This is a genomic window from Geminicoccus flavidas, from assembly GCF_009806515.1.
In the GTDB taxonomy this organism is placed as follows: Bacteria; Pseudomonadota; Alphaproteobacteria; order Geminicoccales; family Geminicoccaceae; genus Geminicoccus; species Geminicoccus flavidus.
This window is the reverse complement of sequence record NZ_WUJP01000161.1, coordinates 1-16,389: the sequence shown is the minus strand read 5'-3', so window position 1 is coordinate 16,389 and position 16,389 is coordinate 1. Positions and strand designations below refer to the sequence as shown.

The following is a 16,389-nucleotide window of genomic DNA, read 5'->3' as shown; positions in this document are numbered from 1 at the left end:
TGCCTGGATGCGGCCGGTGAAGCTCGCCTGCTCGGTCAGCGGCGCCTCGGCCACCGCCTCCACCACCACACCCGGTGGTGGAGGGGCTGCGGTGGCCTCCTCCGCCGGCTGGCCGTCATCGCAGGCACTGAGCAGGAGGGAGCCGAGCAAGAAAACCCGGGCAAGGCGTCCGCCGCCGATGCCGTCACGCATGACCGAAGTTCCCCACCGAAGCTCCTGAGGAATGATAAGCGGTGCCGGAGATGGTTGCCAAGGGAGGCTGGTGGAGGTGCGGCACTCGCGGTATTGGCGGCGGCATTTTCTGGAAATGCTCACGAGCCTTCCGGAAGCCGTGAATAAACCGATTGTCGGGCTCACGATCTCGTGCACGGACAGAAGGAACGGCACAGTCCTTTGGCGGTGCGAATGGCGGAAACCGAGCGGCTTGGGCAGTAGGAATTGTGGCTTCGGCCTGCAACGGCGGAATGCTGCAAGCGCAAGATGATGCAGAGGCAGAGCGAGAAGAAGGAAGAATTTTAGGCTTCCTGAAATCTGAATGTTAATTGGCCAACAACATCAATTGATTATTAAAATCAAATGCACCTCATCAAGCATGCCCTGAAGCATGCGCTATAGTGTCAATAAAGTTACCTTGTGCTCTCATGGGATACGTGCTAACTATGAGTTGTCATCCGCTATTGAATGACGCGGATGATTTGTAGATTTGCATGCTTTAAAATATGAAGTTGGTGCGGTGATGCGAAGTTGTGGTGAGGTTAATATCGTGATATCGTTGTCGCTTTGATTGCGCCAGCTAAGTGTAGCTGGGCAAGTGTCTGCATCTCGCGTTTCGCGACTGCTCTGAAGTTGGCCAGCTTACTCTAGGTGGACCTTGAGCTAGATTGCAGACAACGCGGACATGATGTCCGGCTGATCGTTACTCCTCGCAACTGGCTCGCCGCAGCAAGGCATGCAGAGTCTGGCGCTTGCAGCAGAACGGCGGAACTCTGCTGTACGTAGGTATCGACCCAAGGGAGAGTAAGATGTCGAGCAAAATCATGTTGGGGCTTCTGATGTCGGCAGCAGTTGGTCTTGGCGCGACGGCTGCTTCTGCGGACGAGAACGTTGCCCCACAGTATGACTATCATAAGAAGGCTGTGATCGACGTCGACGATTATTTTTGCAAGGTGCCTATCAAGATCAAGGGTGATAAGGTCGTCCTTGCTTCTGAAGATGCGAAAATTAGAGTCAAAGAAATTACTTACAATTATAAGAAGTATATTCTGGCAAAATGCGATTTTAAGACCAAGGTCGATTATTATTACTACAAAGATATCGCTAAGAAGGATTTCAAGTGCGAGTTGCGGGATTTCGGGAAATATGATGATCTGAAGACTGATAGGAGCTTCGTCCACGTCGACTTTGACAGGAAGTGGGGGCGGAAGGGCTACTACAAGGACGACAAGCGGAAGCACGTGGTTGCCAAGGTCCACTTGGAGTGCCTGTTTAAGAAGCCGCACGATCCGCACTACTACCCGCCAAAGAACGACAACAACAAGGACGACGGCAACAATTATTGAGCGCTAGTGGGAGCGGGTGAGTTAGGTCCGGCCCGTCCGGCCGGGGAAGTTGCCCCACCCATAGCAGCGCTGGCGGTTCGGCCGCCGTGGCCCTCAAGGCTGCGGCGGTTGTCCGTCGTAGGCGCCGCCCCGTCGTCTGAGGCCGCCCGACCACATGCAGGCCACTCCTGCCGCTGGCGTCCTCCTGGGGAGACCGCTACGTTCCGAGCGGGGCGAAGCGGAACAGAGCGCAATGGAACCAACGATCTTCGGCTATATCCGGCGGCATAGCTGGAAAGAGCAGATGATCGTGCTGGGGCTGACCCTGGCTTCATTCCCGTTCCTGTACTGGTCGCTCGACCTGCCCAAGACCATCGTCAACGACGCGCTGGGCCAAGCCGACCAGCCGCACGATTTCTATGGCTTCGAGGTCGACAAGTTCGGCTACCTGTTCGCGCTGTGCGGTCTGTTCCTGACGCTGGTGCTGATCAACGGTATCTTCAAATACATCATCAACGTCTATGCCGGCCTGGTCGCCGAGCGGATGCTGCGCCGGCTGCGCTACGACCTCTACTCGCAGATCCTGCGCTTCCCGCTCCCGCACATGAAGCGGGTCAGCTCGGGCGAGATCGTGCAGATGATCAACGCGGAGACCGAGGCGCTCGGCGGCTATATCGGCACAGCACTGCAGATCCCCGCCTACCAGGGCGGCACCCTCCTGGTCATCCTGACCTTCATCTTCGTCCAGGACCCGGTGCTGGGGCTGGCGGCGATCGCACTCTACCCGATCCAGGCGTACCTCATCCCCAAGCTGCAGCGCCGGGTGAACCAGCTCGGCAAGCAGCGGATCCGGCAGGTCCGCCGTCTTGCCGACCGGATCTCCGAGACGGTCAGCGGGGTGCGCGACCTGCGCGCCAACGACGCGACCCAGTATGAACGCGCCCGGATGAGCAGCGAGCTGAGCGTCGTCTATTATATTCGCTATCGGATATACATCCTCAAATTCATGATCAAGTTCATCAACAACTTCTTTGCGCAGATCGCGCCGTTTTTCTTCTTTTCGATTGGTGGCTACCTGGTTCTGACCGGCAACATCTCGCTGGGAGCCATCGTCGCCGTGCTGTCGGCGCACAAGGACCTGTCCAGCCCCTGGCGGGAGCTGCTCGACTATTACCAGTTGATGCAGGACGTCCGGATCAAGTACGACCAGGTTGTCTCGCAGTTCCAGCCGCGCGGCCAGATCGACGAGCGCCGGCAACTCGACGAGCCCACTGCCGAATTGAGCTTCGAGGGCAGCATCGAGGCGCGCGGGGTGGTGGTGCGCGACGACGATGGCGACGCGCTCCTGGACAATGTCACGCTGACCGTGCCCATCCCCTCGACCGTGGCCATTCTCGGCCCCGGCGGCGGCGGTCGCGAGGAACTAACCATGGTGCTGGCCGGGCTCATTACGCCTGACTCCGGCCGGGTCACGATCGGCGGCCATGACCTGAACCAGCTCCCCGATTCGGTGCTCGGGCGCAAGATGGCGTTCGTCGGCTTCCCGCCCTTCGTCGGCTCCGACACCATCGAGGACAACCTGCTGATGGGGCTGCGCCACCGCCCGGTGCGGCCCTACCAGCCGCCGCCGGAGGAAGAGAAGCGCTACCGCCGCCAGCTACGCGACACGGAGCGGGCCGGCAACAGCCCGTTCGACTTCCGGGCCGACTGGGTGGACTGGACCCTGGCCGGGGTGACCGAGGAGCAAGAGCGGCTGCCCACGATCGTGGGCATCCTCGAGCTCATCCAGCTCGATGCCGACGTCTACATGCTGGGCCTGCGCGGCACGATCCGCCACGACCGGTTCGACGACCTGCGCGAGCGGCTCCTCGAGGTGCGCGCCGCCATGCACGAGCGGCTGGAGACCGACGAATCGCTGGCGCGCCTGGTCGAGCGGTTCGATCCAGAGCGCTACAACTCCAACGCGACCCTGGCCGAGAACCTCCTGTTCGGCGCGCCGCGCGACGACCAGTTCCAGATCGACCGCCTGGCGGAGCACCCCTATGTCCGCCGGGTGCTGGATCAGGTCGGCATCACCGATGAACTGCGCCGGGTCGGACTGGCCCTGGCGCGTACCATGGTCGAGCTGTTCGCCGACCTGCCGCCCGACCACGAGTACTACCAGCAGTTCAGTTTCATCCGGGCGGAGGACCTGCCGGACTACCAGTCGCTGGTCGCCCGCGCCGACCCCGAGGCGCTCGACCGGCTCGACCAGGAGGACCGCCAGCGCCTATTGGCATTGCCGTTCCGCCTGATCAACAGCCGCCACCGGCTGGGCCTGATCACGCGGGAGCTGGAGGAGAAGCTGCTGGAGGCGCGCAAGGTGTTCCGGGAGAACCTGCCGCCGGAATATGCCGCGAGCGTCGCCTTCTTCGAGCCCGACGCGTTCAATGACGCTGCCTCCGTGCAGGACAACGTCCTGTTCGGCAAGATCGCCTACGGCGTCGCCCAGGCCCCGGTGCGCGTGGCAGCACTGATCCGCCAGCTCCTGGAGGAAGCCGGCCTGCGCGAGCGGATCATCGAGGTCGGCCTGTCCTTCCGCTGCGGCCCGGGCGGGGCGCGCCTCAGCATGGCGCAGCGGCAGAAGCTGGCGATGGCGCGTGCCCTGATCCGCCGCCCGGCCGTCCTGATCCTCCACGAGGCGCTCACCGCGATCGATGCGGCCGAGCAGCCCGCCATGGCCGACCGGGTACTGGAGGCCATGGCGGGCCGCACCGTGATCTGGTCGCTGGCCCGCGCGGACCTTGCCGACAAGTTCCAGCAGGCCATCATGATGGACAAGGGCAAGATTGTCGAAACGGGCGAGCAGGCCGCCGAAGCCGCGCCCCAGGAGGCCGACGCATGACGAGGCAAGCCAGCGGTAGGAGGAGACGTTGAGCCTGCAAGACGACGTGGAAGTGCTGCGCGCCATCCCCCTGTTCAGCAAGATCGAGCCGGCCAAGCTGAAGCTGCTGGCGTTCACCAGCGAGCATCTGGAGTTCGAGCAGGACGAGGTCCTGTTCAGGCAGGGCGAGCCGGGCGACGCGGCCTATATCATCCTGCGCGGCACCGCCGACATCGTAGTGGACTCCCCGACCGGCCCGGTGACCGTGGCCCATCTGGCCCGCAACGACGTGGTCGGCGAGATCGCCATCCTGTGCGATGTCCCCCGCACCGCGACCGTGATCGCCGGCAGCGGCCTGGCGACGCTGCGGGTGGGCAAGGACGCCTTCTTCAACCTGGTGACGCAGTTCCCGCAGGTGGGGCTCGGCATCATGTCCGAGCTGGCCCACCGCCTGCACCAGACGACCATGCACCTGACCGAGGCGTCCGCCCGCCTGCGCCAGCTCGAGCAGGGAAGCGGACCGGCTTGAGCGACGCCTCGACCCTGCTCTGGCCGCTGCGGCGCAGTCCTGCCCTGGACTGGTTCGTCCGGTCGAGCTTCGACTACCCCTATCTGGACGACCTGTTCGCCGATCTCTGCCATCGGCTCGCGGAGGACGGTCTGCCAATTGCGCGTGCCACCCTGCACGCCCGCGGCCTCCATCCGCAGTTCATCGGCGCCGCCATGGTCTGGCGCGACGATGGCCGGCCGATCGAGATGCGGATGATCACCCGCGCCGACATCGAGAGTGCCCAGTTCCACAACAGCCCGATCAAGGCCCTCTACGAGGGGGCGGGCGGGGTGCGGCAACGGCTGGACCTGCCGCCCGCTGGCCAGGAGTTCGGCATTTATGCCGACCTGCGCGTGGACGGATTTTCCGATTATGTCGCCATGCCGCTGGTCGGCAGCGACGGGCGGCGCCACGCGGTGAGCTTCGCGACCCGCCGCCCGGGCGGCTTCGCCACCGACGACCTGATCATCTTCGACGACCTGCTCCCGCTCCTGGCCATGGCCGCGGAGGCCAGGATCGGCCGGCGGATCACCAAGACGATTCTGGAGACCTATGTCGGCAAGGAGGCCGGCCTGCAGATCCTGGCGGGCAACATCCGCCGTGGGGCGCATGAGGTGATGGACGCGGCCGTCTGGATCGCCGACCTCGCCCATTTCTCCGAGCTGGCCGACCATGCGCCGCGCGACGAGGTGCTGGGAGTGCTGGACACCTTCTTCGACGCCATGGGCCAGCCGATCCAGCATCATGGCGGCGAGATCCTGAAATTCATGGGCGACGCGGTGATGAGCGTGTTCCGCCTGGATCGGCCGGACGCGGTGGCACGGGCACTCGCGGCGGCGCGGGAGGCCTATCGGAACCTGGAGGAGATCGGTGCCATGCGGCGCGCCGGGGGCTCCGAGCCGCTGGGCTATGGACTGGGGCTGCATCTGGGGCAGGTGATCTACGGCAATATCGGCACAGAGAACCGGCTGGACTTCACCGTGATCGGCCCGGCGGTCAACGAGGCGGCGCGCATGGAGCGGCTGTCGCGCACGCTGGGCCGCCATGTGGTGATCTCCGACGTCTTCGCCGCCGCGGCCAAGGGCGAGGAACTGATCCCGCTGGGCCAGCACCAGCTGCGCGGCCGCGAACTGCCGATCGAGTTGTTCGGGCTGCCCGAGGAAGAAGGAAACCCGTGGTCCTACGTCGTCTGATCCGCGGCCTGGGCTACGACCTGGTCCGGCGCGGCAAGTCGCGCGACGTCCACGACCAGCTCGTGGCGGCCCTCCATCGCAACGAGGTCGACGCGGTCCTGGACGTCGGCGCCAATGCCGGCCAGTACGGCCGCCGCCTGCGCCGGCATGGCTGGCAGGGGCTGATCATCAGTTTCGAGCCGCAGGCCGACGTGCATGCCCGGCTGCTCCGCCAGGCCCGGCGTGACCGGTCCTGGATCGTCGCACCGCCGATGGCGCTGGGTGCCGAGGACGGCATGGCCACCCTTGAGCGCTCGGCGGAGAGCGACATGAGCTCACTCCTGCCGCAGAACCCGACCCTGCAGAAGCTGTCGCCGAGCTCGGCCATCATCGGCCAGGTCGAGGTGCCGCTCAGGCGCCTGGACGGGCTGCCCCAGCTCCAGGACGGCCGTTTTGCCCGGATGCTGCTCAAGATCGACGTGCAGGGCAGCGAGCTCGACGTGCTGGAAGGGGCGAAGGGCCTGCTCGACCGGATCGTCGGCATCCAACTGGAGACCGCGCTGGTCCCGCTCTATGTGGGGGAGCACGGTTTCCGTTCCGCGCTGGAACGGCTGGAGGATCTCGGCTTCGACTTGCACCTGCTCATCCCCGGCTACTATGAGCGCAAGCTCGGCCGCCAGCTCCAGGTCGACATGGTAGCCTTCCGGGAGCGGGTGCCGGGTTGAGCCCGGGACGGAGCGGCGTGGCAGCGGGCAAGGCGGCAAGGGGCCTGAGCATTGGCCGACCAATCGGATGAACAGCATTGAAATATCCCTCGATCCACCCGAAAGGCTGGCCCTTCATCGCCGGGTTCTTCGTGATCTCGGTGATGCTCGGCTTTCTCTGGATGCCGCTGTTCTGGCTCGGCATGGTCCTGACGCTGTGGTGCGCCTATTTCTTCCGTGACCCGGAGCGGATGACGCCGGTCGACGAATGGCTGGTCACCAGCCCGGCCGACGGCGTCGTCGTCCATGTCGGGATGCGCAAGCCGCCGCCCGAGCTGGGCGCCGATCTGGAACCGCGCTGCTGCATCGGCATCTTCATGAACGTGTTCGACGTCCATGTGAACCGCACGCCGATCGCAGGCACGGTCACCCGCCGGGTGTACCATGCCGGCAAGTTCCTCAATGCGAGCCTCGACAAGGCGTCGGACGAGAATGAGCGGATGTCCTGGGCGATCCGGCCGCACGGCTATGTGGAGGAGGTGTTCCTGGTGCAGATTGCCGGCCTGGTGGCCCGCCGGATCGTGCCGTTCGTCCCGGTCGGTGCCGAGGTGGCGCCGGGCGAGCGGGTCGGCCTGATCCGGTTCGGCAGCCGCTGCGACGTCTACCTGCCGCCGGACCTGATCCCGCGGGTGCTGGTGGGCCAGCGCTGCATCGCCGGCGAGACGGTGCTGGCCGATGGCGCCGCGTCTTATCCCGCCCGGAGCGGAAGGATGAGCTGATGTTCAAGAACCGCCGGATCCGGCGCGTCCGCCGCCCGCTGGGTGCGCGCCCGATCTACACCTTCGTGCCGAACCTGATCACCATCCTGTCCTTGTGCGCCGGGTTCACCGCGATCCGCTACGCGGTCGACCAGCGCTGGGAGCTGGCGGTCACGCTGATCGCCGCGGCGGTGGTGCTGGACGGGCTGGACGGCCGGGCCGCGCGGATGCTCAACGTCACCTCCAAGCTCGGTGCAGAGCTGGACAGCCTGGCCGATTCGCTGAGCTTCGGCATCGCCCCGGCGATGATCCTCTACTGGTGGTCGCTGCACAACGTGCAGGGCTTCGGCCTCGCCATCGCCCTGCTGCTGGCCGTCTGCTGCGCCCTGCGGCTTGCCCGCTTCAACACCCAGCTCGACGATCCCGAGCGGCCGCGCTGGACGCTGTTCTTCTTCCAGGGCATCCCGGCACCGGGCGGGGCGGCACTGGCGCTGAGCCCGATGATGGCGAGCTTTGTCCTGGACGCGGCGCTGTTCCGCCACTGGTCGTTCGTGGGCGTGGTCACCGTGTTCACCGCGCTGATGATGGTGAGCCGCGTGCCAACCTTCTCGATCAAGAAGTTCCGGGTGCCGCCCGGCTGGCAGTTGCCGGCACTGGTGGCGGGCGCTGCCGTGGCCGCCCTGTTCTTCGCGATGCCGTGGGCTACCATCGCCGGTGCCTGCCTGATCTACGTGCTGACCATTCCGTTCAGCATCGTCGCGGCGCGCCGATTCCAGAACCGTGACGGCCATGCCGCTCCGGTCGAGGAGCCGGCAGCGGTGGAGGCACCGGCGGACGACCAGGTAGTCGACATGCAGCGCCGCCAGCCGCGCTGACCAGCCGGTCCCGGAGGTCGCAGCCGGCTATCCCGATCTTGCGCCGGGTGAGCTTCCTGGCGCACCCTCCGGCCGCGGGAGGATCCTCCGGATCGGGAGAACGGAACATGGCGTATCGCACCATCCTGGTGGGCCTCGACGATTCGGACGGGATGGCCGAGCGCGCCTCCTTTGCGCTGGCCCTGGCCGGGCGGTGGCAGGCGCGGCTGATCGGCCTTTTGGCCAACCCGGTCCCGTTCATGCCGACCTCGCTGGGCGAGGGTGCCGCCTATGCCGGGCCCGAGATCATGAAGGCCCAGGAACAGGCCAACGCCGCGCGCACCGCGCGCATCCGGACGGCATTCGAGGCCCTGCCGGTCCCAGACGGTGTCTCGCGCCACTTCATCGCGGAGGAGGGCGCTCCCGGCGAGAGCGTGTCCGCCCATGCGCGCACCACCGATCTGACCATCGTCGGGCAGAGCCATGGCGAGGGGCTCGAGGCGGTTGCCATGGAGCATGCCGAGCAGATCGTGGTGGGGGCCGGCGGGCCGGTGCTGGTCCTGCCGCGCGGCCTGGCCGTCAGCCAGGACTTCGGGCGGCGCTGGCTGGTCGCGTGGGATGGCGGCAAGGAGGCGGCGCGTGCTCTGGCCTTCGCCCTGCCGTTCCTCCAGGAGGCGGAAAGCGTGGTGCTGGTCGCGGCCGGCGAGGAATACCATGCCTCTGCCGAGGCCGCGGCAGCACGGCTCGCGGCGCACGGCGTGAAGGTGCTGGTGGAGAAGCTGGCGGAGCCGGAGGGCTCGGTGGGCGAACTCCTGCTCACCGTTGCCGAGACCAAGCGATGCACGGCGCTGGTGATGGGCGCCTATGGCCATTCCCGCTTCCGCGAGCTGATCATGGGCGGTGCCACCATCACCATCGTCCGCGACGCGCGGATCCCGGTGCTGTTCAGCGCCTGAACGCGGGGCCGGTGATCATCGCCGCCGTCAGGGCGGTCAGGAGCAGCGTCCAGCCGAGGGTGAGCTGGGCCAGCGAGACGAGGTTCGGCACGATCCAGGCCGGCCGGTCGCAGGACGGCGGCGCGTTCTGGAGCATGGCGCGGAGCTGATCGATGTCGGTGGCCGTGCCGGCGCCGGTGCAGGCGGTGGAGAGCTGGAACCAGCCCAGCTCCACGCCCACGTGGTAGAAGGTCAGCCCGCACAGGCCCACCAGGATCGCCAGGCAGCCGACCAGGCCGGCCCGGCCACGGTCGAACAAGAAGCCGATCAGTCCCACCAGGAGCAGTGCCATAAAACCATAGCGCTCCAGTGTGCACAGGGCGCATGGATGATAGCCGAAGCCGTATTCGAGCAGATAGGCGAAGGCCAGGCTCCAGGCGGCCAGCAGGGCCAGCCAGAGGCAGGCGGTCCGTGCCCGGTGCAGCCTGGGCCTGGTCGGAAGGGCGTGATCCGTCATTGCAGGCAGTGACCCGACCCTTGGCTGGACCGGCACGGGGGTAGGATCGTGCCGCGGCCCGAATGAACATCCGTGGCAGACTGAACCAGGCAGCGCATCAGATCCAGCGTAAGGCGACAAAACCGAGCACGATCGCCGCAGCGAAGGCCGAGGTGACCAGTGTCAGGCGCCGCTCGATGAAGTCGCGGATCGACGGCCCGAACCGGCGCAACAGGACCGCCAGCAGGAAGAAACGGGCACCCCGGGTGACCACTGAGGCGCCGATGAACACCGCTAGCGCAAAATGGGCGGCGCCGGAGGCGATGGTGACCAGCTTGTAGGGGATCGGCGTCAGGCCCTTGATCAGGATGATCCACAGGCCCCACTCCTGGTAGGACGCCTGGAAGGCCTGAGCCTTGTCCTGCAGCCCGTAGAGGTCGAACAGCAGGTTGCCCAACGTCTCGAACAGGAAATAGCCGATCGCATAGCCGAAGAGGCCGCCCAGCACGCTCGCCACCGTGGCGATCGTCGCGATCCGCCAGGCCCGGTCCGGGTTGGCCAGCACCATCGGCACGATCATCACGTCCGGCGGAATCGGAAAGAACGAGCTCTCCGCGAAGCTGACCGCCGCCAGTGCCCGCTCAGCGCCGGGACGGTCGGCTTCACCCATCAGTCGATCATAGGTCCGCCGCAGCAATGGCGTCCTCCACGCAAGGTCCTGGCGGCAGGCTCTATAGGCAAGCCGCCGGGAGGACCATGCGACGGCGCTACTCCGCCGGCAGATGTGAACGATGCTGCGCTGCTTCGGTCGGCACATTGAGCACCAGCACCCGGCGGAGAACCCGGCCGATGAACGCCTCGATCGTGCCCATCACCGAGTAGAAGCTCGGCACGAACACGAGCGAGAGCAGGGTGGAGACGATCAGGCCGCCGATCACCCCGATCGCCATGGGCGAGCGGAACTCCCCGCCGTCGCCGACCCCATAGGCCGAGGGCAGCATGCCGGCCACCATCGCGATCGTGGTCATGATGATCGGCCGTGCCCGCTTTCGCCCGGCCTCGATGATCGCCTGGTTCTTCGACGTGCCGCGTGCCTGCTCCTCCACCGCGAAGTCGACCAGCATGATCGCGTTCTTGGTGACGATGCCCATCAGCATCAGGATGCCGATCACCACCGGCATGCTGATCGGGTTGCCGGTCGCCACCAGGGCCAGGATCACGCCGCCGATCGAGAGCGGCAGGGACAGCAGGATGGTGATCGGATGGAAGATGCTGCCGAACAGGAGGATCAGCACGCCCAGCATCATCAGCAGGCCGGCCCCCATCGCCGCGGCGAACCCGCCGAACACCTCAGCCATGATCTCGGCATCGCCGGTCGCCTGCTGGCGTACGCCCGGCGGCAGCTCCTGCAGATAAGGCAAAGCTGCCACCAGCTCGGTCGCCTGCCCCAGCGCCACGCCGCGGGCGAGGTCGGCGCCCACCACCACCCGCCGCTCCCGGTCGTAGCGGTCGATCGAGGACGGGCCCTGGCCCGGAACCACGTCCGCCACCGCCAGCAGCGGGACCGGGACGCCGGCAGCGCCGGTGACCGTGGTCACCTGCAGGATCTCCAGGTCGCTGCGTGCGGCCGTATCGAGCTGCACCCGGATCGGCACCTGCCGGTCGTCGGTCGCGAGCTTGGCCATGTTGGCCTCGGTGTCGCCGATCGTGGCGACGCGCACCGCCTCGGCGATGGCGTCGGTGGACACGCCGAAGCGCGCCGCCTCGTCCAGCCTGGGCACCACCCGGATCTCTGGCCGCTCCACCCCGGCATTGGCCGCGACGTTGGTAAACTCCGGGACCCGGCGCATGGCCGCCTCGAGCCCGCCTACGCCTTGGCGCAGTGCGGCCGGATCGTCGCTCAGCACGCTGATGGATAGCTGCCGCTCGCCCCGCTCGTTCACGTACCAGGCGCGCAGGTCGGGAATGTCGGAGAGGCGCCGGCCGATCTCCAGCTCGATGTCCTTCTGGCTGCGCGCTCGCTCGCCCTTGGGCGTGAGCTCGACGAACAGCGCCGCCTTGCGGACCTCCAGCGCTCCGGTGGGCGAGCTGCCGCCGATCACCAGTGCCTGACGCACCTCCGGGATCTCCTGCACCGCCCGGACCGCCAGGTCCGTCTGTGCCCGGGTCTGCGCCAGCGTGGCGCCGGGCGGCAGCTCCAGGCTCACCACGGTGCGCCCGCTATCCTCGTCCGGAATGAAGCCGGTGGGCAGGAGGCCGGCACTCCAGATCGAGAGGGCGAACAGCGCGATGCCGGCCAGCATGGTCAGCCAGCGGTGCCGGACGGTGGCGGCCAGCAGGCGGGTGTAGCCGCGCATCAGGAGGCCGTCCTTCGGCTCCACGTGGCCATGGCCCTTCATGAAGTAGGCCGCCAGCATCGGCGTGATCAGCCGTGCCACCAGGAGCGAGAACAGGACCGCCACCGCGACGGTCAGCCCGAACTGCTTGAAGTACTGGCCGGCGATCCCGCCCATGAAGCTGACCGGCGCGAACACCGCGACGATGGTGAAAGTGATCGCGATCACGGCGAGGCCGATCTCGTCCGCCGCCTCCATCGCCGCCTGGTAGGGCGGCTTGCCCATGGCGATGTGCCGCGCGATGTTCTCGATCTCGACGATCGCGTCGTCGACCAGGATGCCGGTGACCAGGGTGATCGCCAGCAGCGAGACGAGGTTGAGCGAGAAGCCCATCAGCTCCATCGCGAAAAAGGTCGGGATCACCGAGAGCGGCAGGGTGATCGCGGCGATCACGGTGGCCCGCCAGTCGCGCAGGAACAAGAACACCACGACCACGGCGAGGGCCGCACCCTCGATCAGGGTCGACATGGCGCTCTCGTAGTTGCCGATCGTGTAGCGGACCGAATCGTCGATCAGCTCGTAGGAGACGCGTGGATCCTCGCTTTCCATTTCCTGGATCGCCGCCGCGACGACGTTGCGCACGTCCAGTTCCGAGGCTCCCTTGGAGCGGTAGACGGAGAGCGCCACCACCGGCGTGTCGGCGTTCAGCCGGGCGAAGCTGCGCGGCTCCTCGTAGCCGTCGGTGATGGTGCCGAGCTCGTCCAGCCGCGCGGTGCGCTCGCCCGGCAGGGCGATTGTGCTGGCGGCCAGCTCCCCCATCGAGCGGGCCTGGGCCAGGGTGCGAATCGACTGCTCCTGCCCGGCCAGCTCCGCCCGCCCGCTGCCCATGTCGACCACCGTGGCCTTGAGCTGGCGGTTGACCTCGGCAGGCGTGATGCCCAGCGCATTCAGCCGGTCGGGGTCGAGCGCCACCACGAATTGACGGTCCACGCCGCCCAGCCGCTCGACCTTGCCCACCCCCGGCAGGCCCTGCAGCCGCTTGCGGGTGACGTCGTCCGTGTACCAGGAGAGCTGCTCCAGCGTCATGGCCGGGGCGGCGGCGGCATAGGTCAGGATCGACTGGCCGACCACGTCGATCCGCTGGGTGATGGGCTCGTCGATGCCGAGCGGCAGATCCTGGCGGATCTTGGCGACCGCATCCTTGGTGTCGTTCAGCGCCCGGTCGGTGTCGATCTCCAGCCGGAATTCGATGGCTGTCACCGAGCTGCCGTCCGTCACGGTCGAGACGACGTGCTTCACGCCCGTCAGGTTGGCGACCGCGTCCTCAACCCGCTTGGTGACCTGCTGCTCCAGCTCGCTCGGCGCCGCACCCGCCTGGGTGACCGTGACCGAGATCACCGGGACGTCGATGTTGGGAAAGCGGGTGATCGACAGGTTCTGGAAGGTGTAGAGGCCCAGCAGGGTCAGGACGGCGAACAGCACGAGCGCCGGCATCGGGTGGCGGATCGACCAGGCGGAGACGTTCAGGCGCATGGGGGCGGTCCGCTAGCTCTTGGCACTGGCCTGCGGGGAATCGGCCACTGGCGCCGGACTGCCGCCGTCCACCGGCCGCACCCGGTCGCCGTCGCGCAGGAAGGTGCCGGACACCGCCACCACCTGCTCGCCGGGCTCCAGGCCCGCCGTGACGATCACCGCCTCGCTGGTGCGCAGGCCGACGGTGACCTGGCGGGTCTCAACCATGCCGTCCCGCACCACCTGGATCTCCTGATGGTCGTCGACGAACTGGATCGCCGTGACTGGCACGGTCACGCCGTGCTGGCGGTCGATCTCGACGCGCGCGCGGGCGAAGGTGCCGAGCGTCAGGCCCCTGGCATCCTCCAGCCGGATCTTGACCTTGCCCAGCCGGGTCTGCGGGTCGATCTTCGGCGCGACCAGGCGGACCTCGCCCTCGATCGGGGTCGTCCATCCGGCCGGGGTGACCAGGACCTCTTGGCCGGGCGCCAGGCTCGCCAGCATCACTTCGGCGACCTGGGCGTGCAGCTCGACCTCGTCGTCCTGGACGATCCGGAACAGGGGCTCGCCGTTCATCGCCGCGAGCGCGCCCAGCCACGCGTTGCGTTCGCTGATCCGTCCGGCGGCGGGCGTCTTGATCTCGGTCATGCCGATCTTGACCATGATCTCCCGGCGCTTCGCCTCCGCCTCAGCGACCTCTGCCTCGGCCAGGCGCACGCTCTGCTCGGCCGCGGCGACCCGGGCGGCGGCGGCCCTGGCGGCAGCCTGGCGCTCGTCCAGGGTCGCGGCCGAGGTGTTGCCCCGCCGGATCAGCGCCTGGGCGCGCTGGAAATCGGCTTCGGCCTGCGCTCGCGCCGCCTCGGCCTCGTCGATTTGGCTGCTTGCCACCAGCACGCTCACCTTCGCCCGCTCCAGGGCGGCATCGATCGATGCCAGCTGCGCGTCCCAGAGCTCACGGGAGAGCCGTGCCAGCACCTGGCCGCGCTCGACCAGGTCGCCTTCCTCGACCAGCAGTTCGACGATCCGCGAGCCGTCGATCTCCGGGCCGACCAGCACCTCCTCGCGGGCCGCGAGCGAGCCGGTGACCACGAGCTGCACCACCAGTTCCTGCTCGGTGGCGCGCACCACGCTCACCATCGGCGCAGCCACGGGGGCAGGGGCTGCCGGCTCCTGGGCGGACAGAACTGGCGGGCCTGCCAGCAGCAGGACCGCGAGCGCTGCGCTGGCGAGGAACGTGGCGCTGCGGGTCATGCTGGCTGCTCCAGCCTTCTGGATGGCGCAGGCGGGGCAATCTGGCCGGCGAGACCGGCCCGGAACACGGCGAGCAGCCCGGCCATCGCCTGCTCGCCGTCGAAGCCTTCATCGAGGGCCCGGTTCTTGAAGATCCCGTCGCTGATCAGCATCAGGAGGTCGACCAGGGCCTCGATGTCGATATCCGGCGCGGCCTGGCCCTGCTCCTGCATGGTCCTGCACAGGAGCAGGAGGTTGGCGTGCACCTCGCGCTCGATCCCGTCGCACAAGGCGCAGATCGCCGGGTCCCTGGCGCTCTCCGCCCAGATCTGCAGGGTGAGCATGGCGCGCTCGCGCGGCTCCTCGACGAAATAGCGACGGCCGACCGCGGTCATCGCCGCCAGCACGTCGTCGGCGGCGGCGGCTGCCGAGAATGCCGCGGCGAGCTCGGCGCGGTCGGCCTCGATCATCGCCGCGATCAGCGCCTCTTTGCTCTCGAAATAGAGATACAGCCCGCCCGGGCTGATGCCTGCCTCCCTGCAGATCGTCTGCATGGAGGTGCGGTGGAACCCGTCGCGGGTGAAGCAGCGGCAGGCGGCCTGCAGGATCTGGCTGCGCCGCTCGCCCTGCTGCTGGTCGGTCAGTCGTGGCATGGCTTGATTATAATGAACGAACGTTCGTTCTTCAACGGCGATGCCACTGGCTCAGCCGGCCAGGAACCGGTCACCCAGCCGCTGGAAGGTCAGGAACGAGCGTCGGATCGCGGCCGGATCGAGGTCGATGCCGATGAACACCAGGCGGGTGCCCTGTCCGCCCTCCGGCCAGGCCGGCAGGTGCTCCGGCGGATGGACGACGTGCTGCACGCCCTGGATCACCACCGGCAGGTCGCGGTCGCGCGTGTGCACGAGGCCCTTCACCCGCAGGATCCGGCTGCCATGGCGGTGCAGCAGCAGGCTGAGCCACACTCCGAACGCCGCCCACTCGATCGGCTGGGCCGCCTCGAGCAGGAAGCTGCCGATGGCCCCGTGCCGCGCCGGGGCCGGTTCGTACGCCAGCCAGCGGCGGACCTCGCGCGCATCGGTGGGGGCGGTCAGGAGGGCGGGCGCATCGGCCAGCTCGCCATGGCAGGCGTGCAGGATGTCGGCGCTCGGGTTGATCCCGCGCAACTCCGTTTCCAGGGCGGCGAGCATCTGCGGAGTGACCAGGTCGGCCTTGGTGACCACCAGCCGGTCGGCCACCGCCACCTGCCGCCGGCTCTCGTCATGGGCGGCCAGCGTGGCGGCACCGGCCAGCGCGTCGACCGTCACGACCACCCGGCCGATCCGCAGATGCCAGCGCAGCATCGGCTCGGTGGTCAGGATGGCCAGGACCGGGGTCGGGTCGGCCAGACCGGTGGTCTCGATCACCACCCGGCGGAACGGGGGCAGGAGCCCCCGCTCGC

The 16,389-nt window shown here is 67.5% G+C and carries 14 protein-coding genes and 1 pseudogene; 8 read left to right on the top strand and 7 right to left on the bottom strand.

All coding sequences use genetic code 11. The annotated features are described in order from the left end of the window. Window positions 1–192, bottom strand: a pseudogene (locus EQG76_RS04465) (hypothetical protein); the annotation flags it as partial. 773 nt (window positions 193–965) lie between these two features. Here EQG76_RS04465 and EQG76_RS04460 point away from each other — a divergent pair. From EQG76_RS04460 to EQG76_RS04420, 8 genes are all read left to right on the top strand, one after another. Continuing rightward, window positions 966–1,559 carry a hypothetical protein gene (locus tag EQG76_RS04460; protein ID WP_159710965.1) on the top strand — a complete coding sequence of 198 codons (594 nt, stop codon included), beginning with the start codon at window positions 966–968 and terminating at the stop codon, window positions 1,557–1,559. Window positions 1,560–1,791: 232 nt separating this feature from the next. Next, window positions 1,792–4,422 (top strand): ABC transporter ATP-binding protein, encoded by a 2,631-nt coding sequence (locus EQG76_RS04450; RefSeq protein ID WP_200840550.1) that lies wholly within the window; start codon window positions 1,792–1,794, stop codon window positions 4,420–4,422. Window positions 4,423–4,450: 28 nt separating this feature from the next. Then, a complete protein-coding gene (locus tag EQG76_RS04445) occupies window positions 4,451–4,930 on the top strand; it encodes a cyclic nucleotide-binding domain-containing protein (RefSeq protein ID WP_159710963.1) in 480 nt (159 codons plus the stop codon). After that, the gene (locus EQG76_RS04440) at window positions 4,927–6,144 is read left to right on the top strand and encodes an adenylate/guanylate cyclase domain-containing protein (RefSeq protein WP_159710961.1); all 1,218 of its coding nucleotides are present in this window, start codon (window positions 4,927–4,929) and stop codon (window positions 6,142–6,144) included. Before EQG76_RS04445 ends, EQG76_RS04440 begins: the two co-directional genes overlap by 4 nt. Then, a complete protein-coding gene (locus EQG76_RS04435; RefSeq protein WP_159710959.1) occupies window positions 6,126–6,848 on the top strand; it encodes an FkbM family methyltransferase in 723 nt (240 codons plus the stop codon). The genes EQG76_RS04440 and EQG76_RS04435 overlap by 19 nt, the downstream gene beginning before the upstream one ends. Window positions 6,849–6,925: 77 nt before the next feature. Continuing rightward, the gene (locus EQG76_RS04430) at window positions 6,926–7,606 is read left to right on the top strand and encodes a phosphatidylserine decarboxylase (protein WP_159710957.1); all 681 of its coding nucleotides are present in this window, start codon (window positions 6,926–6,928) and stop codon (window positions 7,604–7,606) included. Continuing rightward, the gene (gene pssA / locus EQG76_RS04425) at window positions 7,606–8,460 is read left to right on the top strand and encodes a CDP-diacylglycerol--serine O-phosphatidyltransferase (RefSeq protein WP_159710955.1); all 855 of its coding nucleotides are present in this window, start codon (window positions 7,606–7,608) and stop codon (window positions 8,458–8,460) included. The genes EQG76_RS04430 and pssA overlap by 1 nt, the downstream gene beginning before the upstream one ends. Before the next feature lie 107 nt (window positions 8,461–8,567). Further along, the gene (locus EQG76_RS04420) at window positions 8,568–9,395 is read left to right on the top strand and encodes a universal stress protein (RefSeq protein WP_159710953.1); all 828 of its coding nucleotides are present in this window, start codon (window positions 8,568–8,570) and stop codon (window positions 9,393–9,395) included. On the opposite strand, the gene EQG76_RS04415 is transcribed toward EQG76_RS04420, so the two are convergent. From EQG76_RS04415 to EQG76_RS04390, 6 genes are all read right to left on the bottom strand, one after another. Beyond that, window positions 9,385–9,891, bottom strand: coding sequence for a disulfide bond formation protein B (locus EQG76_RS04415; RefSeq protein WP_159710951.1), 507 nt, complete (start codon window positions 9,889–9,891; stop codon window positions 9,385–9,387). The genes EQG76_RS04420 and EQG76_RS04415 overlap by 11 nt on opposite strands. A 97-nt stretch (window positions 9,892–9,988) precedes the next feature. Further along, entirely contained in the window at window positions 9,989–10,567 is a 579-nt protein-coding gene (locus tag EQG76_RS04410; RefSeq protein WP_159710949.1) for a YqaA family protein, read from the bottom strand. Between the two features lie 70 nt (window positions 10,568–10,637). After that, the gene (locus EQG76_RS04405) at window positions 10,638–13,739 is read right to left on the bottom strand and encodes an efflux RND transporter permease subunit (protein WP_159710947.1); all 3,102 of its coding nucleotides are present in this window, start codon (window positions 13,737–13,739) and stop codon (window positions 10,638–10,640) included. 12 nt (window positions 13,740–13,751) lie between these two features. Continuing rightward, window positions 13,752–14,969 carry an efflux RND transporter periplasmic adaptor subunit gene (locus tag EQG76_RS04400; RefSeq protein WP_159710945.1) on the bottom strand — a complete coding sequence of 406 codons (1,218 nt, stop codon included), beginning with the start codon at window positions 14,967–14,969 and terminating at the stop codon, window positions 13,752–13,754. Then, entirely contained in the window at window positions 14,966–15,601 is a 636-nt protein-coding gene (locus EQG76_RS04395) for a TetR/AcrR family transcriptional regulator (RefSeq protein WP_159710943.1), read from the bottom strand. The genes EQG76_RS04400 and EQG76_RS04395 overlap by 4 nt, the downstream gene beginning before the upstream one ends. Window positions 15,602–15,652: 51 nt before the next feature. Beyond that, the coding region (locus tag EQG76_RS04390) for a CobW family GTP-binding protein (protein WP_159710941.1) at window positions 15,653–16,389 on the bottom strand (737 nt) is incomplete at its 5' end.